Genomic DNA, 21,713 nt, shown 5'->3' with positions numbered 1-21,713 from the left:
GGGCGGCTCCTCCCGTACGTACGGGTCGGCTCAGCGCTCCAGGAAGGCGAACAGCTCTTCCCAGCGGTCGGTGATCTCCGCGGGGGAGTAGCGCCGCACGCTGCGGAACGCCTCGTTGCCGAGGGCCTCGCGCGTCTCGCCGTCCGACATCAGGGTGTCCAGGTGTCCGGCCAGCTCCATCGTGTTGCCCAGGCGGGCCAGCAGCCCGTCCTCGCCGTGCCGCACGATCTCGCGCACGCCCGGCGCGCAGTCGAACGCGGCCACCGGCAGGCCCGCGGCCATCGCCTCCAGCAGGGTGATCGGGAAGCCCTCGGCCCGGGAGGCCTGCGCGAACACGGAGGCCCCGCGCAGCGCGCCCAGGACGTCGGCGGTGCTGCCCATCCACTCCACCGAGTCGTCCAGGCCCAGCGAGGTGCAGTGCGCCCGCAGCGTCGCTTCCTCGGTGCCGGCGCCGTAGATCCGCAGGGTCCAGTCGGGGTGGTGCGGGACGGCGTCCGCCCACGCGTCGAGCAGCAGGTCCACGCCCTTCTCGAAGGCGAGGCGGCCGACGCTCGCGACGACCTTCGCGGTGCGCGGTGCGGGGGAGTCCGGCATGAACGGCAGCGGGTTCGGCATGCTGCCGACGTTCTCCATGCCGGCCCGGATCCACAGGTCGGCGTCCTCCGGGGTGAGCACCAGCATCCGGTCCACCTCGGGGTAGAAGCGGCGGACCCGCGCGCCGCGGGTGGAGGTGTGGCTGGCCTCGAAGGACTCGTGGCTCATGCCGATGACCGACAGCCCCTTGGTGTCGGCGAGGGCCACCCACTCCATCGCCCACACCTGGGTGACGATGACGACGGCACCCGGCCGGGCCGCTCGGAACAGGGCGTTCAGCGTCTCCGCCTTCGCCCGCATGCCCGCCCGGCGGGCCGCCTGGCGGCGCCGTTCCGGGGCGTTGAGGCGGCCCTTGATGCCGCGCAGCCGGCGGGCCTTCGGCGGGTGGGTCTCGTACAGGGTGGTCATCCCGTACGGGAGCCCGTCCGGCAGCTGCTGGCGGATCTCCTCGGCGACGGGCGCGATGCCGACGATGTGCACCCGGTGGCCCCGGTCGGTGAAGAGCCGGGCCATCTGGTGCGACCAGGTGGTCACGCCGCCGAGCTCGTCCACGCTGTTGGAGACGATGAAGACGTCGCGGCCGCCCTGCACCGCGGGCTCGTGGGGCTGCTGGCTCACTTGCCGCTCCTGGTGAAGAACTTCTCGACGATCCGGCGCGCGGCGTCCCCGCGGTCGTACTCGCCGAACTCGGCGAGGAAGCGCTGGCGGGCCTCCGCGTACTTGGCGTCGGCCTCGTCGAAGGCGGCGACGGCCTGCATCAGCTCGTCGGCCGTGGCCACCACGGGGCCGGGCGCCTTCTCCTTGAGGTCGAAGTAGGTGCCGCGGATGTCGGTGGAGTACTTCTCGTAGTCGTACGCGAAGAACAGCATCGGCCGGTCCAGCACCGCGTAGTCGAACATCACGGACGAGTAGTCGGTGATCAGCCCGTCGGCGAGGGCCAGCAGCGGGGTGATGTCGTGGTGCCGGGACACGTCGACCACCCGGCCGGCCACCGACGGCGGCAGCGAGACGCTGTTGAGGTAGTGCGTGCGCACCAGCAGGGTGAAGCGGTCGCCGAGCCGGTCCGCGAACTCCTCCACGTCGAAGGGGAACTCGAAGCCCTCCACCGTGCCGTCCGCGCTCGCCCGGAAGGTCGGCGCGTACAGCAGCACCCGCTTGTCCGGGTCCAGGCCCAGCTCGGCGGCGAGCGGGCCGCGCACCCGCTCTCCGCTGTCCGCCTCGGCCCGGTGGGCCTCGACGAGGGCGTCGTTGCGCGGGTAGCCGGTGCGCAGCAGCACCTCGTCGCGCAGCCGGAAGCCCTTGGCGAGGGTGCGGACGTCGTGCTCGGAGCGGACCAGGAAGTGGTCGAAGCGGTTGACGGCCGCCTGGAAGCGGTCCTGTCCGACCCGGCCCTGTGCCTTGGTGCGGGGCTCGTGGAAGCCCATCCGCTTGAGCGCGGAGCCGTGCCAGGTCTGGATGTACGTGGTTCCGGGGCGCTTGGTCAGGGCCAGCGGGAAGCCCTGGTTGTCGACCCAGTACTCGGCCTGGGCCAGCGCCCGCAGGTACTGCCAGCTCCAGCGCTTGACCAGGGTGGCCTGCTCGGGGAAGCCGGTGGGCTTGGCGCCGGCGTAGGACCAGATCGCCTCGAACGGGGCGCCCTGGCGGACCAGCTCCTCGTAGATCGCCTTCGGGCTGTCGCTGTACTGCTTGCCCATGTGGCTCTCGAAGACGACCGTGCCCTTCTTGACCGGCAGCTTCGAGAAGACCTCGTGGTAGACCTTCACCTTCTGCTCGCCCGAGCCGATGTTGCGGCGGGCCTTCAGGGCCCGGCGCAGGCTGCGCTTGACCAGGCCGGCGGCCCTGCCGTGCATGGCGCTGCCGAGCAGCGTCTGGGTGCGCACGGCCGCGGCGCCCTCGGCGGCCAGGACGTAGGAGAGGTTGCCCTTCTTGGTCACCTCGGGCTCGAAGCGGTCCGAGACCAGCCGGGTCAGGCGCGGGCGCACCCGCAGGCGGGACGCCGACTCCAGGTCGACGCCGCCGACCGAGACGCGGGTGGTCAGCCGGTCGCCGCCGGCGGTCAGCTTCAGGCGCACGTCCCAGACGGCGTCGATGATGCCGAGCGGGCGGACGGTGCCGCCGATGTCGGCGGTGGCGGTCCACTCGATCGTGCTACCGGCGTGTCGCACGGTTGCCACCGGGAAGCTGAAGGAGCGCACCCCGATCTGACGGCGGGCCCGGAACTCCAGGGAGGCCTTCAGCTCGGCGTCCTCCCGGATACGGCCCAGGGGGTTCACGACGGAGCCGGACAGGGTGACGGTGCCGCGCCCGTCGTCCTCGTACGAGGTCAGGCGGTTGCCCAGGACCAGGGAGGACAGCGGGGTGGTGTGGAAGCCCTGGTCGGTGACGTCCAGTATCCGGCGGCCCTCGGTGTCCTCGGGGTCGTCGATGTGCTCGGCGCACCAGTAGACGCGCCCGTCGCGTTCGGCCAGCGGGGAGGACAGCCGGCCCTTGTTGGTCATCGCGTCGGCGGCCGGGAGGAGGTTCTTCCAGTCCTCCTTGCCGAGCAGGTAGGCGCAGATGGCCTGGAGGTACGTGACGTTCTCGTACGCGGCCGGGTCGATGCCGGCGAGGTAGCCGTTGGCGAGCCGGGCGAACTCCTGGCGGTACGCGTCGCCCAGCAGCGGCAGGTCGCGCAGGTGCAGCACGAGGTCGTGCTTGAGGAACTTGGCGTCCTTCGCGGTCTTGATGGCCGTGTGGCCCTTGGCGGCGAGCAGCTCGTCGACCCGGCGGTGGATCTCCATCCGGTGGACGAAGTTCGCGATCTCGTGGCGCCGGTTGCTGATCGACTTGGCGGCGGCCTTCTCGACCACGTTCCAGTAGTAGACGTGGTTCGGGATCAGCGTGATGCGGCGGGCGGCCACGTAGGCCTGGGCCGAGAACAGCAGGTCCTCGTAGTGGATGCCGACCGGGAACTCCAGCCCCTGCTCCAGCAGGAAGGCGCGCCGGTAGCACTTGTTCGTGGAGAGGGTGTCGTAGACCAGCAGGTCCGGGTACTCGGTGATCGACTCCAGGGTGCGGGTGCGGGAGTAGATCCACGGGTACCACTCGGTGGTCTTGCCCCACCGGTTGTCGAGGTGCACGCGCACGCACATGCCCGAGACCAGGTCGGAGCCGGTGCTCTCGGCGGCCGCCAGCATGTTCCGGCAGGCGTTGCGCTCCAGGACGTCGTCACTGTCCAGGAACATGACGTAGGTGCCGGTGGCCTGCTTGATGCCGTGGTTGCGCGGGGCGCCGCAGCCCCCGCTGTTCTCGGGCAGCTGGAAGGCGCGCACCCGCCCCGGGTTCGCCGCTTCCAGCTCCTGGGCGACCGCGTAGGAACGGTCCTTGCTGCAGTCGTCCACGATCACGACTTCGACCCCGTGCAGGGTCTGGTCCACAACCGACTGGACGGCCGCCGGCAGACGCTCTGCGTCGTTGTAGACGATGACGACCACGGAGACGTCAGGCACGTGCACCTCGATCCCTTCGTTCCATTCCGCTTATTCAGTCAAAGCTACCGTGTGCCGCACGCGACTCGGGCAGGCCGGCCACCGGCGTGCATACTTCTAAGGAAGAGGTGAGTGGCGGGTCCGGTCGCCGACAATCACCCGTTAGGACGCCAGCAGGAAGTGCTCATGACCAAGCTGTCGGTAGTTGTCCCCTGTTACAACGAAGAAGCCGTCATCGACCGGTTCGACGCCGAGATCCGCAGGGTCCTGGACGCCCTGCCCGTCGAGTACGAGGTCTGCTACGTCGACGACGGCAGCCGCGACGGGACCCTCGACAAGCTCCGCAAGATCGCCGCAGAGCACGGGGAGCGGACGCGCTACGTCTCCTTCAGCCGGAACTTCGGCAAGGAGGCGGGCATGCTCGCCGGGCTCCGCGAGGCCACCGGCGACGCCGTGGTCATCATGGACGCCGACCTCCAGCACCCGCCGGAGCTGATCGCGACCATGCTGGAGCACTACCGGCAGGGCCACGACCAGATCATCGCCCGGCGCACCCGCGAGGGCGACAAGAAGGTCCGCTCCGCGCTCAGCCGCCTCTACTACCGCGGGGTCAACCGCTGGGTCGACGTGGAGCTGACCGACGGGGTCGGCGACTTCCGGATGCTCTCGCGCCCGGCCGTCGACGCCCTGCTCGCGCTCCCCGAGTACAACCGCTTCTCCAAGGGCCTCTTCTCCTGGATCGGCTTCGACACCGTCCACTTCGACTACCAGAACGCCCAGCGCGAGGCGGGCGAGACCAAGTGGAAGTTCGGGTCCCTGCTGAACTACGGCATGGACGGGCTGATCTCCTTCAACAACAAGCCGCTGCGCATCGGCATCTGGCTCGGCGTGTCGCTGGTCGCGCTGACCGGTCTGTACGCGCTGTGGATCACCGTCATGGCGATCACCAACGGCATCGACTCGCCCGGCTACGTGACGATCGTCGCGATGATCGCCGGCATCGGCGGCATGCAGATGATCATGCTGGGTCTGATCGGCGAGTACATCGGCCGCATCTACTACGAGACCAAGCGCCGCCCGCACTTCCTCGTCAAGGAGGCCCACGGAGCCGACGCCGAGCGGATGCCCGGGATCTCCGAAGCCGTGATCGCGGAGCGCAGCCGCCGATGAGCGACCACAGCCGACGCGCCCAGCTCGGCCAGATCGTCCGGTTCGCCCTGGTCGGCGGCGTGAACACCGGCACCTTCTTCGGCATCTACCTGCTGCTCCACCCGTGGATGCCCTACTTCGCCGCGTACACGCTCGCCTTCGTGCTGTCGATGATCGGGTCGTTCTTCATGAACACCTACTTCACCTACCGCACCCGGCCCACCTGGAAGAAGTTCCTCCTCTTCCCGCTGACGAACGTCACCAACTACGTCATCCAGTCCGCCGGGCTCTACGCCCTGGTCAGCTGGGCCGGAATGGACACCCGCATCGCGCCGCTGGTCGCTGCCGTCGTCGCCATCCCCTTCACCTTCCTGCTCTCCCGCAAGATCCTCATCCCCGGCACCGGGGCCGCCTCCGAACCCGCCGGCGGCCCGTCGCGGGAGCGCTCCTCGTCCACGGTCTGAAACCGGCGGGCGGTCCCGCCGCCGCACCCCGTAGATTGGGCCAATCGGTCAGTCGGTCAGTGGGCCGTCAGGTTCTGTGGTGAGGGGAAAGACGTGTCAGCGGCTAGGCAAGGTGTCGTGGACGCCCGCAGGATCGTGGTCAAGGTCGGCTCCTCCTCCCTGACCACCGCGGCGGGCGGGCTCGACGCCGACCGGGTGGACGCACTGGTCGACGTCCTCGCCAAGGCGCGCAGCGGCGGCGAGAAGGAGATCGTCCTCGTCTCCTCCGGAGCCATCGCGGCCGGTCTCTCCCCGCTCGGCCTGGCCCGCCGCCCCAAGGACCTCGCCCGGCAGCAGGCCGCCGCCAGCGTCGGCCAGGGCCTCCTCGTCGCCCGCTACACCGCCTCCTTCGCCCGCTACGGCGTCCGCGTCGGCCAGGTCCTGCTGACCACCGACGACACCAGCCGGCGCGCCCACTACCGCAACGCCTACCGGACCCTGGACCAGCTCCTGGCCATGGGCGCCCTGCCGGTCGTCAACGAGAACGACACCGTCGCCACCGACGAGATCCGCTTCGGCGACAACGACCGGCTGGCCGCCCTCGTCGCCCACCTGGTCCGCGCCGACCTCCTCGTCCTGCTCTCCGACGTCGACGGCCTCTACGACGGCGACCCGTCCCTGCCCGGCACCACCCGCATCGACGAGGTGCGCGGCCCCGAGGACATCGCCCACGTCTCCATCGGCAGCGCCGGCAAGGCGGGGGTCGGCACCGGGGGCATGGTCACCAAGGTCGAAGCCGCCCGGATCGCCGCCGCGGCCGGGATCCCGGTCGTCCTGACCTCCGCCAGCCAGGCCGCGGACGCCCTCGCCGGCCGCGAGACCGGTACGCACTTCCACGCCACCGGCCGCCGCTCGGCCGACCGGCTGCTCTGGCTCCAGCACGCCTCGACCCCCCAGGGGCACCTGGTCCTTGACGACGGCGCCGTCCGTGCCGTCACCGAACGCGGCAGCTCGCTGCTGGCCGCGGGCATCGCCGCCGTGGAAGGCGACTTCAGCGCGGGCGACCCCGTCGAGCTGCGCGCGGCCGACGGCCGGGCCGTGGCCCGGGGCCTGGTCAACTTCGACGCGAAGGAACTCCCGCAGCTCCTCGGCCGCTCCACCCGTGAGCTTGCGCGGGAGCTCGGACCCGCGTACGAGCGGGAGGTCGTCCACCGCGACGATCTGGTGCTGCTCCAGGGCTGAGGTTCTGCAAAACCGCCGCGCGGCGGGCCGGGGACTGGTCAACTGTGTGGGGCGGACACGCGTGGCGCAGACAGGAGGCGGGCTGGTGAGACGAGCGCTGACCAGTGTGGGCGGCGGCGGGGACGAGCAGGCCGAGACCTCCCGCCTGTGGCACATCACCCTCAGCGTCTCCGGCAAGCCGGCGCCGCTGTCCGAGGTGCGGCGCGGGCTGGAACAGCTCGCGCACGACCACCCCTTCCTGCTGACGAGCCGGTACGCCGACGACCACGCGGAGATCCGCTACTGGGAGGAGGCCCGCGACCTCCACGACGCGGCGGCCGTCGCCCTGCGGCTCTGGGGCGAACACCGCTCCACGGCGCAGCTGCCGCCGTGGGAGATCGTCGGCCTGGAGGTCATCGACCGCCCGACGTACCACGCCCGCGTGGCAGAGGGCTACGGCCCACCCCCGGCCCACCCGGTCGGCGTGCACCCCTATTAGACGCGCCGCTGCGCCGGACTCCGTCCGGCGGCCTGCCGGGCGGGGCCGGTTCGGGTGGCCGGGGCCGGTGGGCGGGTGCGGGTGAGTGGGCCGCTGCGCGGCGCTGGGTCCCCTACCCGCCCTTCCACCGTTCCCCGGGCTGCGGCCCGGACCCCTACGGCGCTACCGCGCCCGCGCCTCAAACGCCGGCGAGGCTGGATCTTCCAGCCCCGCCGGCGTTTGAGGCGCGGGGTCCGGGGCAACGCCCCGGGGAACGGGCGAAGGGCGGGTAGGGGACCCGGCCCCGCGCAGCGGCAGCGGCGCCCCGCACCCGGCCCCCCACACAGCCCGGCCAGGGCACCGGTGTCTCGGGGGGTGGAAGGCCCGGCGGAGCCAGGGACGGCGGGGATTACCCTGGGCGGCATGACCTCGCTCGACGACGCCACCGCCACCGCCTCCCCCGTCACCGCCACCGCGCGAGCGGCCCGCACCGCCGCCGCCGCCATCGCGCCACTCCCGCGGTCCGTCAAGGACACCGCCCTGCTGGCCATCGCGGACGCGCTGGAGGCCCGTACGGCCGAGATCGTCGCCGCCAACGCCGTGGACACCGACAAGGCCCGCGCCGCCGGCACCAGCGAGACCGTCATCGACCGCCTCACCCTCACCCCGGAGCGCGTCCGCGCCATCGCCTCCGACGTCCGCGACGTCGCGGCCCTGCCCGACCCCGTCGGCGAGGTCGTCCGCGGCTCCACCCTCCCCAACGGCATCGACCTCCGCCAGATCCGCGTCCCCCTCGGGGTCGTCGGCATCATCTACGAGGCCCGCCCGAACGTCACCGTCGACGCCGCCGCGCTCTGCCTGAAGTCCGGCAACGCCGTCCTGCTCCGCGGCAGCTCCTCCGCGTACGCCTCGAACACCGCCCTCGTCGCCATCCTGCGCGACGCCATCGAGGGCGCCGGCCTGCCCGCCGACGCGATCCAGCTCGTCCCCGGCGAGTCCCGCGACTCCGTCCGCGAGCTGATGCGCGCCCGCGGCCTCGTCGACGTGCTCATCCCGCGCGGCGGTGCCTCGCTCATCAAGACCGTCGTCGAGGAGTCCATCGTTCCGGTCATCGAGACCGGTACCGGCAACTGCCACGTCTACGTCGACGCCCAGGCCGACCTCGACATGGCCGTGGACATCCTCATCAACTCCAAGGCCCAGCGGCCCTCCGTCTGCAACGCCGCCGAGACCCTCCTCGTGCACCGCGACATCGCCGCCGCCTTCCTGCCGCGCGCCCTCGACGCGCTCGCCGAAGCCGGCGTGACCGTCCACGGGGACGGCCGGGTGCTGGCCGCCGCCGAGGGCGGCAAGGTCACCGCCGTACCCGCCACCGACGAGGACTGGGCCGCCGAGTACCTGTCGTACGACATCGCCGCCGCCGTCGTGGACTCCCTCGACGACGCCGTCGCCCACATCCGCCGCTGGACCTCCGGCCACACCGAGGCGATCGTCACCACCTCGCAGGCCGCCGCCCGCCGGTTCACCCAGCTGGTCGACTCGACCACCGTCGCCGTGAACGCCTCCACCCGGTTCACGGACGGTGGCCAGTTCGGCTTCGGTGCCGAGATCGGCATCTCCACCCAGAAGCTGCACGCCCGGGGCCCGATGGGCCTTCCCGAGCTCACCTCCACCAAGTACATCGTCACCGGCGACGGTCACGTTCGGTAACCCTCGCTCGGACACGGTGTGGCCGGAATCAGGCTTACACCCTGCCCAAAGCAGCCCCCCAGGTCTACGCTGGTCCCGTGCCGGACGACGTGGGGGGCAAGCCGTTCCCGGACGACGGGGAGCCCGACGACGACCGCGGAGGCGCGGATCACGACTTCGCCTCCGTGGTGTTCGACGAGGCCTTCGTCCGGAACGCCGAGATCCATGAACCGAGCGCGGCCGAGCGCCAGCGAGCGGCCGACCGGGCGCGCGCCGAGGCCGAGGCCGCCCGCGTCGCCGGAGGCCGCGCGGCCGACGACGACTACGGGTACCCCGACGGGTACGGCTTCGACGACCCCGGATGGGAGCCCGGCCAGTACGGCCACGGCTACGCCGAAGGCCCGTACGGGGTCTACGGCGGTGCCATGCGCCCGTACCGCGGACGCGCGCCCTGGCTGCGCCCCGTCGCATGGGTGCTCGCCGTCGTGATGGGGCTCGGCATGGTCGCGCTGGCCTTCAGCGCCGTCTACCGCAGTGCCGCCGGCGACCAGGACCCCGCACCCGCCCCGGCCAGTACGCCGCTCAGGGAAGTCACGGGCGTCGGCGCGTTTACGTACCCCGTCGGCCGCCAACCCTGAAGGTACGACCCCGCTCGTTCGCTCCGGAGCTGGGGGCTTCTCTGAAGCGGGGACAGCGGGAGAAGCGATGGCCGTTCCAGGAGATCCGCCCAACGGCACCCCCGAAGGCATCGGCGGGGGTGACGACGAACTACGCCCGGACGAGTACCGCTCGGTGGTGTTCGACGAGGACTTCGTCCGTGCTGCCCGGCTCCAGGAGTTCTCCGCCCAGGAACGCATGGGCGAGCACGCCCGCGCCGTCCGCAGCCGCTCCCTCTGGTCCGGCGGGGGCTCCGGCGGCCCCCGCACCGGCACCCCCGGCCGCGGCGCCCGTCAGGGCATGCTGCTCGTGCTGCTCATCGCCTCGGCCTTCGCGATCGCCGTGTACCTGGGCATGCGCAACCCGTACGTGCCCCCGGCCGGCGGCAACGCCGAGCCGCTGAGCAGCACCGTCGTCCCCCTGGCACCGGCGGAACCGGTGCCCGGCGGCCGCCCGGCCGACCTCTACGCGAAGAGCCCGGCGGCCGAGTACCGGATCGGGGCGGCCGGCATCACCCTTCCGGCCGTCCGGCGCACGCACCACTTCACCGAGAGCCAGGTCGTCGCCGCCCTGACCATCGCCAAGGACTACCTGGTGCAGTCCTCGCTCGACCCGGACGTCCTCTCCGGCGCCGCCTCCCGGCCCGTGCGGGTGTTCCTGGACCCCGGGCAGCTGGCGCAGTTCGACGAGAGCGTGGCCTCGCCCTCCGGCGACGGCCGGCACGCCGCCACCGGCTGGCTGGTCCGCTTCGACCCCGCCGTCGCCGCCGTCGCCGACAGCCGCGTCCGGGTGAGCGGGACCCTCGCCTTCCAGGAGCTCAACCCCGAGGTGCTGGAGGTGAGCACCGACCACACTTTCGTGTACGCCGTCCGTCCGGCGTCCGGACCGCCCGCCGCCGCCGACGGAGCCTCGCTCTTCACCGTCCGACGGGAGCTGCGCCTGCGCTTCGACCGGGAGGACCTCACGGCCCGCCGGGCGGAAGTGTCCTCGGCCTACGTGATGGCCGGGCCGCAGGACTGCGCCACCGAACCCGCCGAGGGCTTCCGCCCCCTCCTGGCCGGCGCCGGTCCCACCACCGTGGGCCCGCCCGCGAGCGACCCGTACGCCAGCGGCCACCCCCGGCGCACGGCCGGGCTGTGCGGCGTACTCGCACCGGCCGGGACGCCGAGCAGCACGCCGGAGCCGTCCCGGCCGCCCGCGCAGGCCTCCGTCAGTCCCGTCCTCCCGGGCCCGAGCCCGTAGCGCCCTCGGCCCCCTGGGCGCCCTTGGCGTCGCCGGAGCCGCCGGGATCCCGGGTGGCGGCGCCGCCCGATCCGGTGAACCTGTCGCGCAGCTTCCCGCCCAGGTCGCCCGCGCCGCCGGCTATGTCGCCGACCAGCTTCATCAGCGGATCCCTGCTGCTGCGCACCGAATCCGCGTAGTGCGAGGCGGACTGGCGGAACGAGTCGGTCACCGAGGTGTCCTTGTCGTCCTCCCGGCGCGGGTAGTGCCCGTCCATGATCCGCTGGTGGTCCCGGCTCTGTGACCACTTCTTCAGCTCGGCCGCCCGCACCGTCGTGAAGGGGTGGGTGCGCGGCAGCATGTTGAGGATCTTCAGGACGGAGTCGCGCAGGTCGCCGCCCTGCTCGTACTCCTCGGCCTGGGCCAGGAAGGCGTCCACGTTCATCTCGTGGAGGTGGTTGCCGCCCGCGATCTTCATCAGGCCGCGCATCGAGGCGTTCACGTCCTGCCCGACCAGCAGGCCCGCGCGGTCCGCCGACAGCTCCGACTTGCGGAACCACTCGCGCAGCGCGGTGACGATCGCCGTGATCGCCACGTTCCCCAGCGGGATCCACGCCACCTTCAGGGCGAGGTTCGTCAGGAACAGCAGCACGGTGCGGTACACGGCGTGCCCGGACAGCGCGTGGCCCACCTCGTGGCCCACCACCGCCCGCATCTCCTCCTCGTCGAGCAGCTCGACGAGGGCGGTGGTCACGACGATGATCGGCTCGTCCAGCCCGATGCACATCGCGTTGGGCTTCGGGTCCTGCTGCACGTACATCTGGGGGACCTTCTCCAGGTCCAGGATGTAACAGGCGTCGCGCAGCATCTCGTGCAGGTGGGGGAACTGGGTCTCGCCCACCCGCACCGAGTCCGACAGGAACAGCAGGCGCAGGCTGCGCTCCGGGAGCAGCCCGCTGAGGGCCTTGAACACCGTGTCGAAACCGGCGAGTTTGCGCAGCGCGACCAGCGCCGAGCGGTCCGCCGGGTGCTCGTAGGCCCGCGAGGAAATCCCCGGGAACCTCCTGCGATTGCGTGCCGGTGACGTCTCGGAAACGGTGTCCGTCATGGCGCCCTCCCCCTGGATCGGCTGTGGTGTCGTGCGTCCATCCTCTTCCAACGCCTGAGTCGGCGTGAGCGTGCCCAGGGCCCCCGCATACGATGTGAGGGAAGTCTCCGCCCGCTCCCCGACTCGATAGGTACCTGCCTGATGAGCCTCTCCACCACCGCCCACAACCTGGTCCTCCTCGCTGCGGAGGAAGGCGGGCAGCACGGCGGCAACCACGACAGCCTGAACCCGTACCTGACCGGTGGCGGTGCGCTCGTGATCCTGCTGCTCATGCTCTGGGTGACCACCCGCCTGAACCGCGACCGCTAGGCCGGGCTCCTCGTACGCACCGGGCCGCCGCGCGCGCGTCACCGGGCCAGTAGGCTCTGCGCTCATGGGAGAGCAGGAAATGCCTACGGGCCCGGTCAAGCGCCGGCTCGGAGTGATGGGCGGGACGTTCGACCCGATCCACCACGGACACCTGGTGGCCGCCAGTGAGGTGGCCGCCCTTTTCCACCTCGACGAGGTGGTCTTCGTACCCACGGGCGAACCGTGGCAGAAGTCCCAGCGGGCCGTGTCGCCCGCCGAGGACCGCTACCTCATGACGGTCATCGCGACGGCCTCCAACCCGCAGTTCTCGGTGAGCCGCATCGACATCGACCGCGGCGGCCCGACGTACACCATCGACACCCTGCGGGACCTGAGCGCGCTCAACGCCGACGCCGACCTGTTCTTCATCACCGGTGCCGATGCCCTCGCCCAGATCCTCACCTGGCGCAACGCGGACGAGCTGTTCTCCCTCGCCCACTTCATCGGAGTGACCCGGCCCGGCCACGTCCTCACCGACGACGGACTGCCCGAGGGCGGGGTCTCGCTGGTCGAGGTCCCCGCGCTCGCCATCTCCTCCACGGACTGCCGCACGCGGGTCGCCCAGGGCGATCCGGTCTGGTATCTGGTTCCGGACGGTGTGGTGCGCTACATCGACAAGCGCGAGCTGTACCGGGGAGCCTGAGCTTCCGGAGAGAGGGGCCCCGCGGTGAACGACCCACAGGATCCGTACGACCCGTACGCCGCCCAGCAGCAGCCCATCGGCTACGACGCGTACGGCAGACCCGTGTACGGCCAGGTGACCGCGCAGCCCGCACCGCCCGCCCCGCCCCCGTACGGGCAGCAGCACCCCCCGTACCCGCAGTACGAGCAGTACCCCCCGTACGAGCGGTACGACCAGTACGAGCAGCCGTACCCGGAGCCGCAGGGCCACGACCCGTACCCGGGCCGGCAGGAGCACCCGCAGTGGATCCCGCAGCAGGGCGCCCCCCAGCAGCAGCCGCCCCCGCCGCCCGCACCCGCACCGGTGCCCGAACCGCGCCGGGCGGCGCCCGCCGGGCCCCCCGCCGGGATCACGGACGCCCCCGGCGGCCGTGACCACCGCACGGAACAGTTCTCCTTCGTCGACGGGCCCGACGAGGACTCCGAGGACGTCATCGACTGGCTCGCCTTCACCGAGAGCCGCACCGAGCGCCGCGAGGAGGCCCGCCGCCGGGGCCGCAACCGGGTCGTCGCCCTGGTCGCCGTCCTCGCCCTGACCGGCGTCGGCGGGCTGGGCTGGCTCTGGTACGCGGGCGGACTGCCCTTCCTCGACGGCCCCGGGCAGAAGAAGGGCGCCGCGGCCGCCGCCGGCGCCCAGAAGCGCGACATGATCGTCGTCCACCTGCACAACACGAAGCGGGGCGGCAGTTCCACCGCCCTCCTCGTGGACAACGTCACGACCGGCCAGGGCGCCACCGTCCTGATCCCCAACAGCCTCGGCGTCGCCGGGCAGGACGGCACCGGCACCTCCCTCGGCAAGGCCGTCGAGGAGGGCGGCCTCGGCACCCGCGAGTCCCTCGACACCGTCCTCGGCACCCGCATCGGCGGCACCTGGCGCCTGGACACCCCCTTCCTGGAGCGCCTCGTCGAGCTCGTCGGGGGCATCGAGGTGGACACCGACACGGCCGTCCCGGCCGACGAGCAGGCCAGGACCCCGGCCGTGCCCCGGGGGACCGGGCAGAGCCTGACCGGGGCGATGGCCGTCGCGTACGCCACCCACCGGGGCCCGGGCGAACCGGAGGCCAGGCAGCTGGAGCGCACCGGGAAGGTGCTCTACGCCGTTCTCCGCAAGATCCCGGGCGACCCGAAGGCGGCGGCCACGACCGTCGAGAGCATGGGCCAGATCCTCGACCCGGGGCTCGACGCGCAGAACCTGGGCGGGCTGCTGGCGCGGATCGGCGAGCACGCCAAGGTGGCGGCGTACCGCACCGAGGTGCTCACCGTGAAGCCCAACGGCGGCCTGACCGACGAGGCCAACCGCAAGGTCGTCAAGGAGATCCTGGGCGGCTCCGCCGGCGCGGCCCAGCCGGGCGCCGTCCCGCGGGTCGGCCTCAAGGACGCCACCGGGGACGAGAAGGCGCGGGGGGCGGCGAAGGCGGCGCTGCTCAACGGCGGCTACGGCTTCGTGGACGGCGGCCGGGCCGACGGGGCGGCGGCCGTCACGCGGATCACGTACCAGGACGAGGCCCAGCGGGACCGGGCCGTCGAGGTCGCCAAGACGCTGGGGCTGCCGGAGACGGCCGTGCGGAAGGCCGAGAACCCGGTGAACGCGGACGTCGTGGTGGTGCTGGGCAAGGACTACAAGCCGTCCTGAGGGCGCGTGCCGGGCCCGCGGGGCTGCCCTGCCGGACCGGCCCCGACCTGCGGTTCCGCCCGCGCCGGACGTTCCGCGCGGGCGGCGTCGGCGGTACGTGAGACCCTTGTGGGTATCTGTCCGCCAACCCGAAAGCATGGCCAGTGACCGCCACGGACCGCTCCATCGAGCTCATCACCACCGCCGCCCAGGCGGCGGCCGACCGGCTCGCGCACGACATCATCGCGTACGACGTCAGCGACGTGCTGTCGATCACCGACGCCTTCCTGCTCGCCTCGGCGCCCAACGACCGTCAGGTCAAGTCGATCGTCGACGAGATCGAGGAGCGCCTCCTCAAGGAGCTCGGCGCCAAGCCGGTGCGCCGCGAGGGCGACCGCGACGCCCGCTGGATCCTGCTGGACTACGTCGACATCGTCGTCCACGTCCAGCACAGCGAGGAGCGCGTCTTCTACGCGCTGGAGCGCCTGTGGAAGGACTGCCCCGAGATCGAGCTCCCCGAGGACGCCAAGCTCACCATCGGCAAGGCCGAGGAGCACGCCAAGCTGCGCGAGGCGCAGGGCGACGACGAGATGGACGGTGATCTGTTCTGAGCACGACCACGACGCCCGCCGGCCGGTCCGGCAGGAAGATCGTCCTCTGGCGGCACGGCCAGACCTCGTGGAACCTGGAGCGCCGCTTCCAGGGTTCGACGGACATCGAGCTGACCGAGACGGGTGTGGCGCAGGCGCGCCGCGCCGCCCGGCTGCTGGCCTCGCTGAAGCCGGACGCCATCGTGGCCTCCGACCTGCGGCGCGCCGCGGACACGGCGGCCGAGCTGGCCGCCGTCACGGGCCTGTCCGTGGCGCACGACGAGGCGCTGCGCGAGACGTACGCCGGCGAGTGGCAGGGGCTCACCCACGAGGAGATCCTCGAGAAGTACGGCGAGCAGTACGCGGCGTGGAAGCGCGGCGAGCCCGTCCGCCGCGGGGGCGGCGAGCTGGAGACCGAGGTCGCCGACCGCGCCGCTCCGGTGGTGCTGGAGCACGCGGACCGGCTGCCCGAGGGCGGCACGCTGGTCGTCGTCAGCCACGGCGGCACCATCCGTACGACCATCGGGCGCCTCCTGGGCCTGGAGCCGTACCACTGGGAGGGCCTGGGCGGGCTCTCCAACTGCTGCTGGTCGGTCGTGGGCGAGGGCGCGCGCGGCTGGCGCCTGCTGGAGCACAACGCCGGCACGCTGCCGGAGCCGGTGCTCGGCGACGACGACTGAGGCTTCCGCCGGGCCCTCCGTGTGGCCCCCGGGCCCGCTCGGGCCCGGATTTCACTTTCCGGCTGGTCACAGGCTAGAGTTCTTCTTGTTCGCAGCGAAGAACACCGGAAACGGGGGGAACGCGGCGGAGAGCGGGGCTATAGCTCAGTTGGTAGAGCGCCTGCATGGCATGCAGGAGGTCAGGAGTTCAATTCTCCTTAGCTCCACAATCAGGATCCCGTCCCCAACAGGGGGCGGGATCCTTGCGTTTGTTCCCGTTTGTGCGCTTGCTGACCCGTCCGCTGTCGACGTGGCAGAATCGGACGGCCGGAGGGGGACACGACGGCCCGACGCGGGAGGGAGTCGCTGACGGATGGGTGCACACCGGCGGCGGTGCGACTGGTGCAACAACGGCACGCCGATCGTGCGGGACATGGACCCGGTCAATCCCGACTACCAGTACTGGTGCGAGGAATGCGCGCGGGCGCTGATCATAAAAGGCGACCCGATCGAGACGTATCGGGAGCTGGAGGGCGAGCCGATCTACGGCCGCCTGCTCGACGAGCACTGCACGCTGAAGCGCTTCTACCAGTTCGCCCGGGCATGACCGGGAGAGCGGAACGGGCGCGGCAGAATCGGACATAACGGGCCACCGGAAACCGATTTTTGGTCTGGGGCCATGACCGTGTAATGTTCTCGATGTCGCCAGGGGGAACCGGCAAGGGAAACCGAGAAGGGGCCCGGCGGCAGAGAGAAACAAGGGGCTATAGCTCAGTTGGTAGAGCGCCTGCATGGCATGCAGGAGGTCAGGAGTTCAATTCTCCTTAGCTCCACAGTGAAGAAGCGGGCCACCCGGATCGGGTGGCCCGCTTCTCGTTGTGCCCGGTCGGTGGAACGTCCGAGCGCCCGTGGGGGCCGCTGCGGTACCCTGACGCCATGCGTGCCGTACGCCTTCTGCTTACCGAGCCGCGCTGATCAGTACCGACCCTTCGAGAAGGTCGGCATCGGCGCGGCGTCCCCTCCTGTGCGAGGGGCTTTTTCGTTTGGGCGGGCAGAGACGGCAGAGACGATCGATGGAGCTTCAGAAATCATGAGCGAGACGAACACCCCGGCCCCCGAGGCGGCCGAGGGGCACCGTTACACGGCTGCCATGGCCGCCGACATCGAGGCACGCTGGCAGGACGTATGGGACGCGGAGGGCACCTACGAGGCGCCGAACCCGACCGGTGACCTGGCCGGCGACCCGGCGCTCGTCGCCCGGCCCAAGAAGTTCATCATGGACATGTTCCCGTACCCCTCCGGTGCGGGCCTGCACGTCGGCCACCCGCTGGGCTACATCGCCACCGACGTCTTCGCGCGCCACCAGCGGATGTCCGGCCACAACGTCCTGCACACCCTGGGCTTCGACGCCTTCGGCCTGCCGGCCGAGCAGTACGCCGTGCAGACCGGCACGCACCCGCGCGTGTCGACCGAGGCGAACATCGAGAACATGAAGGTCCAGCTGCGCCGCCTGGGCCTGGGCCACGACAAGCGCCGCTCCTTCGCGACGATCGACCCCGAGTACTACAAGTGGACCCAGTGGATCTTCCTGCAGATCTACAACTCCTGGTACGACGCCGACGCGAAGAAGGCCCGCCCGGTCTCCGAGCTGGTCGCCGCCTTCGAGGCCGGCACCCGTGAGGTCCCCGGCGGCCGCGCCTGGGCGGACCTGACCGCCGCCGAGCGCGCCGACGTGCTGAACGGCTTCCGCCTGGCCTACGCCTCCGACGCGCCCGTGAACTGGTGCCCCGGGCTGGGCACCGTACTGGCCAACGAGGAGGTCACCGCGGACGGCCGGTCCGAGCGCGGCAACTTCCCCGTCTTCAAGTCCCGCCTGAGCCAGTGGAACATGCGGATCACCGCCTACGCGGACCGCCTGCTGGACGACCTGGACGCGCTGGACTGGCCCGAGGCCATCAAGCTGCAGCAGCGCAACTGGATCGGCCGCAGCGAGGGCGCGCGCGTCGACTTCGCCCTGGGCGACGAGGCCATCACCGTCTTCACCACCCGCCCGGACACCCTGTTCGGCGCCACCTACATGGTCCTGGCGCCCGAGCACCCGCTGGTCGAGAAGTTCGTCCCGGCCGCCTGGCCCGAGGGCACCCACGACGTGTGGACCGGCGGGTACGCCACCCCCGCCGAGGCCGTGGCCGCGTACCGCAAGCAGGCCGCCTCCAAGTCGGACGTCGAGCGGCAGGCCGAGGCCAAGGACAAGACCGGCGTCTTCACCGGCGAGTACGCGGTCAACCCGGTCAGCGGCGAGAAGGTCCCCGTCTTCATCGCCGACTACGTGCTGATGGGCTACGGCACCGGCGCCATCATGGCCGTCCCGGCGCACGACGCCCGCGACTTCGAGTTCGCCCGCGCCTTCGAGCTGCCGATCCGCTGCGTCGTCGAGCCGACGGACGGCCGCGGCACCGACACCGCCGAGTGGGCGGACGCGTTCGTCTCCCACGACGCCAAGCTGGTGAACTCCGCCGGCGAGGGCGTCTCGCTGGACGGCCTGGGCGTCGTAGAGGCCAAGGCCGTCATCACCGAGTGGCTGACCGGGCGCGGCATCGGCGAGGGCACCGTCAACTTCCGCCTGCGCGACTGGCTGTTCAGCCGCCAGCGGTACTGGGGCGAGCCCTTCCCGATCGTCTACGACGCGGACGGCGTCGCCCACGCCCTGCCCGAGTCGATGCTGCCGCTGGAGCTGCCGGAGGTCGAGGACTACTCGCCGCGCACCTTCGAGCCGGACGACGCCACCTCCAAGCCGGAGACCCCGCTGTCGCGCAACGAGGCGTGGGTCAACGTGGAGCTGGACCTGGGCGACGGCGTCAAGTCCTACCGCCGCGAGACCAACACCATGCCCAACTGGGCTGGTTCCTGCTGGTACGAGCTGCGCTACCTGGACCCGCACAACGCGTCCGCCCTGGTGGACCCGGAGATCGAGCAGTACTGGATGGGCCCGCGCGAGGGCGCGCCGCACGGCGGCGTCGACCTGTACGTGGGCGGCGCCGAGCACGCGGTGCTGCACCTGCTGTACGCCCGCTTCTGGTCCAAGGTGCTGTTCGACCTGGGCCACGTGTCCTCGGCCGAGCCGTTCCACAAGCTGTTCAACCAGGGCATGATCCAGGCGTACGCCTACACCGACGCGCGCGGCGTGTACGTGCCGGCGGCCGAGGTCGAGGAGCGCGACGGCGGCTACTTCTACCAGGGCGAGCCCGTCAAGCGCGAGCACGGCAAGATGGGCAAGTCCCTGAAGAACGCCGTCACGCCCGACGAGATCTGCGAGGAGTACGGCGCGGACACCCTGCGCCTGTACGAGATGGCGATGGGCCCGCTGGACGTCTCGCGCCCGTGGGACACCCGCGCCGTCGTCGGCCAGTACCGCCTGCTGCAGCGCCTGTGGCGCAACATCGTGGACGAGGAGACCGGCGAGGTCACCGTCGTCGACGGCGAGCCCGACGAGGCCACCCTGCGCGCCCTGCACAAGGCCGTCGACGGGGCCGGCTCCGACATGGCGGGCCTGCGCTTCAACACGGCGATCGCGAAGATCACCGAGCTGAACAACGCCCTGACGAAGGCGGGCCGCCCGCTGGAGCGCTCCGTGGCCGAGCGCCTGGTGCTGCTGGTCGCCCCGCTGGCCCCGCACATCGCGGAGGAGCTGTGGCACCGCCTGGGCCACACCGACTCGGTGGTCCACCAGGACTTCCCCGTCGCGGACCCGGCGTACGTCGTGGACGAGACGGTCACCTGCGTGGTCCAGGTCAAGGGCAAGGTCAAGGCGCGCCTGGAGGTGGCGCCGGGCATCTCGGAGGCCGACCTGGAGCAGCTGGCCGTCACCGACGCGGGCGTCGTCGCGGCCCTGGGCGGCGCGGAGATCCGCAAGGTGATCGTGCGCGCGCCGAAGCTGGTGAACATCGTCATCTGAGGCGCTCCTCGTCCGAGGTGGTCCTCGGGGTGATCCCGTACGGGCAGGTTGGGGGTTCGATTGGAACCCCTGGCCTGCCCGCGGCGTTTACGGTGGGAGGGACGGGAACAAGCCGGGGAAGGGAACCTCATGGAGGTAGGCGCTTTGATCATCATCTTCGCCCTGGTGGTGCTGTTCGCCATCCTGGGGCTGGGCGCCTGGGCCACGGTGAAGGCGGTGGGCGCGGCCAAGCGCGGCGTGGACCGGACGATCACGCAGGCCCGCCGGACGGTGGAGGACACCACCCTGAAGGCCAGGAGCATCGGTCAGACCGGGGTCGCCGGCTCACTGGCCCAGCTGCGGCTCGACCTGCGCAACTCCATGCGCGCCACCCAGGCCGCCCTGTACCAGGGCGTGCAGTCGGACAGCTCGCTGCAGGAGTCCGTCGCCCTCTTCGAGCGGCTGAGCCGGCACGGTCACGAGCTGGACGACGAGCTGAAGCGGCTGGAGCAGGAGCCCGACCGCAAGCGCATCGCGGAGCGCCTGCCCGATCTGCGGGAGCGCACCCTCAAGATCACGAAGTCGGCCGATTCGCTGCGGTGGGCGGCGCGCGACCGCGCCCGGCGGTTCGCGGACGACGAGCTGTCGCTGCTCTCGGAGCAGATCGAGGTCGAGTCGGACGCGCTGCGCGACTGGTCCCGGGAGTCGGTCGACGACCTGGCGGCCGCCGCGGCGGCCTGGGACGCGCGCCAGGCGGCCGCGGGCGCCGAGCCGGGCGCGCGGCCGGCACAGCCCTCGCAGCGGGCCGGGGAAGCGGCACGGCCGCAGGAGCCGGCCCGGCCGGCGCTGGACCCCGCCGCCCCGGCGGCGGCGTACCCCTGGCAGAAGGCCCCCCGGCCGGAGACCACCACCTGAGCGGAAGAAGGACCGAGGGGGTGTCCGGGGTGCGGGGGAGCTCCGGGCTGCCGGAACACCCCCTGTGCCGGTAACCTCCGGCTCATGTCCCGCCATGTCGCGATCGTCACCGATTCCACGGCCTACCTGCCCCCGCAGGCGATGGCGCGGCACGGGATCACCTCCGTCCCCCTGACCGTGGTCCTGGGCGACGAGGCCCTTGAGGAGGGCACCGAGATCTCGGCCCGCAGCCTCGCCGCGGCCCTGCAGAAGCGCCGCCCCGTCACCACCTCCCGCCCCGGCCCGGAGCGGTTCGTGCAGGCCTACCGGGAGGCCGCCGAGGCCGGCGCCACCGGCATCGTGAGCCTGCACCTGTCCGCCGAGTTCTCCGGCACCTACGACGCCGCCGTGGTCGCGGCCCGGACCGCCCCCGTGCCGGTCCGCGTCGTCGACACCGGCATGGTCGCCATGGCCCTCGGCTTCTGCGCCCTCGCCGCCGCCGAGACCGCCGAGGCCGGCGGATCCGCCGACGAGGCCGTGGCCGCCGCCGAGAAGCGGGCCGCGGAGATGTCGGCCTACTTCTACGTGGACACCCTCGACTACCTGAGGCGCGGCGGCCGGATCGGTGCCGCGCAGGCCCTCCTCGGCTCCGCGCTGGCGGTCAAGCCGCTGCTGACCCTGGACGGCGGGCGGATCGAGATGCTGGAGAAGGTGCGCACGGCCTCGAAGGCCATCGCCCGGCTGGAGGAGCTGGCCGTCGAACGGGCCGGGGCGCGGGGCGTCGACGTCGCCGTCCACCACCTGGCGGCCCCCGAGCGGGCCGAGAAGCTCGCCGAGCGGCTGCGCGAGCGCATTCCCGGCCTGGTCGAGCTGCACGTCAGCGAGGTTGGCGCGGTGATCGGCGCACACACCGGGCCGGGGCTGCTCGCGGCGGTCGTCTCCCCGCGCTGATCACCCGGGAGAGTGGC

The 21,713-nt window shown here is 71.9% G+C and carries 19 protein-coding genes and 2 tRNA genes; 18 read left to right on the top strand and 3 right to left on the bottom strand.

From position 1 onward, the window contains the following. Nucleotides 1-30: 30 nt before the first annotated feature. Together ACIPW5_RS30755 and ACIPW5_RS30750 are read right to left on the bottom strand one after the other, a co-directional pair. Entirely contained in the window at nucleotides 31-1,212 is a 1,182-nt protein-coding gene (locus tag ACIPW5_RS30755; protein ID WP_401251836.1) for a glycosyltransferase, read from the bottom strand. Continuing rightward, nucleotides 1,209-4,088: a CDP-glycerol glycerophosphotransferase family protein gene (locus ACIPW5_RS30750; protein WP_401251834.1), complete on the bottom strand. Its 2,880-nt coding sequence runs from the start codon at nucleotides 4,086-4,088 to the stop codon at nucleotides 1,209-1,211. The genes ACIPW5_RS30755 and ACIPW5_RS30750 overlap by 4 nt, the downstream gene beginning before the upstream one ends. A gap of 159 nt (nucleotides 4,089-4,247) precedes the next feature. Here ACIPW5_RS30750 and ACIPW5_RS30745 point away from each other — a divergent pair, with 159 nt between their 5' ends. The 7 genes from ACIPW5_RS30745 to ACIPW5_RS30715 all read left to right on the top strand — a co-directional run bounded on the left by ACIPW5_RS30745 (nucleotide 4,248) and on the right by ACIPW5_RS30715 (nucleotide 10,940). Further along, nucleotides 4,248-5,231: a glycosyltransferase family 2 protein gene (locus ACIPW5_RS30745; RefSeq protein ID WP_401251831.1), complete on the top strand. Its 984-nt coding sequence runs from the start codon at nucleotides 4,248-4,250 to the stop codon at nucleotides 5,229-5,231. Next, a complete protein-coding gene (locus tag ACIPW5_RS30740) occupies nucleotides 5,228-5,674 on the top strand; it encodes a GtrA family protein (RefSeq protein ID WP_401251828.1) in 447 nt (148 codons plus the stop codon). Before ACIPW5_RS30745 ends, ACIPW5_RS30740 begins: the two co-directional genes overlap by 4 nt. 93 nt (nucleotides 5,675-5,767) lie before the next feature. Beyond that, nucleotides 5,768-6,895 (top strand): glutamate 5-kinase, encoded by a 1,128-nt coding sequence (proB, locus tag ACIPW5_RS30735; RefSeq protein ID WP_401251825.1) that lies wholly within the window; start codon nucleotides 5,768-5,770, stop codon nucleotides 6,893-6,895. An 82-nt stretch (nucleotides 6,896-6,977) separates the two neighbouring features. Further along, entirely contained in the window at nucleotides 6,978-7,373 is a 396-nt protein-coding gene (locus ACIPW5_RS30730; RefSeq protein WP_385761397.1) for a hypothetical protein, read from the top strand. 402 nt (nucleotides 7,374-7,775) lie between these two features. Continuing rightward, entirely contained in the window at nucleotides 7,776-9,062 is a 1,287-nt protein-coding gene (locus tag ACIPW5_RS30725) for a glutamate-5-semialdehyde dehydrogenase (protein WP_401251823.1), read from the top strand. A 77-nt stretch (nucleotides 9,063-9,139) separates the two neighbouring features. Further along, nucleotides 9,140-9,679, top strand: coding sequence for a hypothetical protein (locus ACIPW5_RS30720; protein WP_401251821.1), 540 nt, complete (start codon nucleotides 9,140-9,142; stop codon nucleotides 9,677-9,679). Between the two features lie 67 nt (nucleotides 9,680-9,746). Continuing rightward, nucleotides 9,747-10,940, top strand: a complete 1,194-nt coding sequence (locus ACIPW5_RS30715) for a hypothetical protein (RefSeq protein ID WP_401251818.1) — start codon at nucleotides 9,747-9,749, stop codon at nucleotides 10,938-10,940. Here ACIPW5_RS30715 and ACIPW5_RS30710 read toward each other — a convergent pair. After that, nucleotides 10,909-12,027 carry a M48 family metallopeptidase gene (locus ACIPW5_RS30710; RefSeq protein WP_401251815.1) on the bottom strand — a complete coding sequence of 373 codons (1,119 nt, stop codon included), beginning with the start codon at nucleotides 12,025-12,027 and terminating at the stop codon, nucleotides 10,909-10,911. The two genes, ACIPW5_RS30715 and ACIPW5_RS30710, sit on opposite strands and share 32 nt — an antisense overlap. A gap of 141 nt (nucleotides 12,028-12,168) precedes the next feature. On the opposite strand from ACIPW5_RS30710, the gene ACIPW5_RS30705 reads away from it, so the two are divergent. The 11 genes from ACIPW5_RS30705 to ACIPW5_RS30655 all read left to right on the top strand — a co-directional run bounded on the left by ACIPW5_RS30705 (nucleotide 12,169) and on the right by ACIPW5_RS30655 (nucleotide 21,696). Further along, nucleotides 12,169-12,336, top strand: a complete 168-nt coding sequence (locus ACIPW5_RS30705) for a hypothetical protein (protein WP_362474236.1) — start codon at nucleotides 12,169-12,171, stop codon at nucleotides 12,334-12,336. A 64-nt stretch (nucleotides 12,337-12,400) separates the two neighbouring features. Further along, a complete protein-coding gene (gene nadD / locus ACIPW5_RS30700; RefSeq protein ID WP_007264023.1) occupies nucleotides 12,401-13,018 on the top strand; it encodes a nicotinate-nucleotide adenylyltransferase in 618 nt (205 codons plus the stop codon). 24 nt (nucleotides 13,019-13,042) lie between these two features. Continuing rightward, nucleotides 13,043-14,689, top strand: coding sequence for a LytR C-terminal domain-containing protein (locus ACIPW5_RS30695; RefSeq protein ID WP_401251811.1), 1,647 nt, complete (start codon nucleotides 13,043-13,045; stop codon nucleotides 14,687-14,689). A gap of 143 nt (nucleotides 14,690-14,832) precedes the next feature. Beyond that, nucleotides 14,833-15,279 (top strand): ribosome silencing factor, encoded by a 447-nt coding sequence (gene rsfS, locus ACIPW5_RS30690; protein WP_125602767.1) that lies wholly within the window; start codon nucleotides 14,833-14,835, stop codon nucleotides 15,277-15,279. Next, nucleotides 15,276-15,938, top strand: a complete 663-nt coding sequence (locus ACIPW5_RS30685) for a histidine phosphatase family protein (RefSeq protein WP_401251972.1) — start codon at nucleotides 15,276-15,278, stop codon at nucleotides 15,936-15,938. The genes rsfS and ACIPW5_RS30685 overlap by 4 nt, the downstream gene beginning before the upstream one ends. A 133-nt stretch (nucleotides 15,939-16,071) precedes the next feature. Further along, nucleotides 16,072-16,144 (top strand) — tRNA-Ala (locus ACIPW5_RS30680). 146 nt (nucleotides 16,145-16,290) lie between these two features. After that, on the top strand, nucleotides 16,291-16,524 hold the full coding sequence (locus tag ACIPW5_RS30675) for a hypothetical protein (RefSeq protein ID WP_008738908.1): 234 nt from the start codon (nucleotides 16,291-16,293) through the stop codon (nucleotides 16,522-16,524). Nucleotides 16,525-16,677: 153 nt separating this feature from the next. Continuing rightward, a tRNA-Ala gene (locus tag ACIPW5_RS30670) sits at nucleotides 16,678-16,750 on the top strand. A 257-nt stretch (nucleotides 16,751-17,007) separates the two neighbouring features. Further along, nucleotides 17,008-19,872, top strand: a complete 2,865-nt coding sequence (gene leuS, locus ACIPW5_RS30665; protein ID WP_401251807.1) for a leucine--tRNA ligase — start codon at nucleotides 17,008-17,010, stop codon at nucleotides 19,870-19,872. Between the two features lie 129 nt (nucleotides 19,873-20,001). Next, nucleotides 20,002-20,766, top strand: coding sequence for a hypothetical protein (locus ACIPW5_RS30660; protein WP_401251804.1), 765 nt, complete (start codon nucleotides 20,002-20,004; stop codon nucleotides 20,764-20,766). A gap of 84 nt (nucleotides 20,767-20,850) precedes the next feature. Further along, nucleotides 20,851-21,696, top strand: a complete 846-nt coding sequence (locus ACIPW5_RS30655) for a DegV family protein (protein WP_401251801.1) — start codon at nucleotides 20,851-20,853, stop codon at nucleotides 21,694-21,696. Nucleotides 21,697-21,713: the final 17 nt, after the last annotated feature.

The sequence above is a fragment of the Streptomyces sp. NPDC090077 genome (genome assembly GCF_044747545.1).
GTDB lineage: Bacteria > Actinomycetota > Actinomycetes > Streptomycetales > Streptomycetaceae > Streptomyces.
Note: the sequence above shows the minus strand (reverse complement) of the source record. Positions and strands in the feature narration are given on the sequence as shown.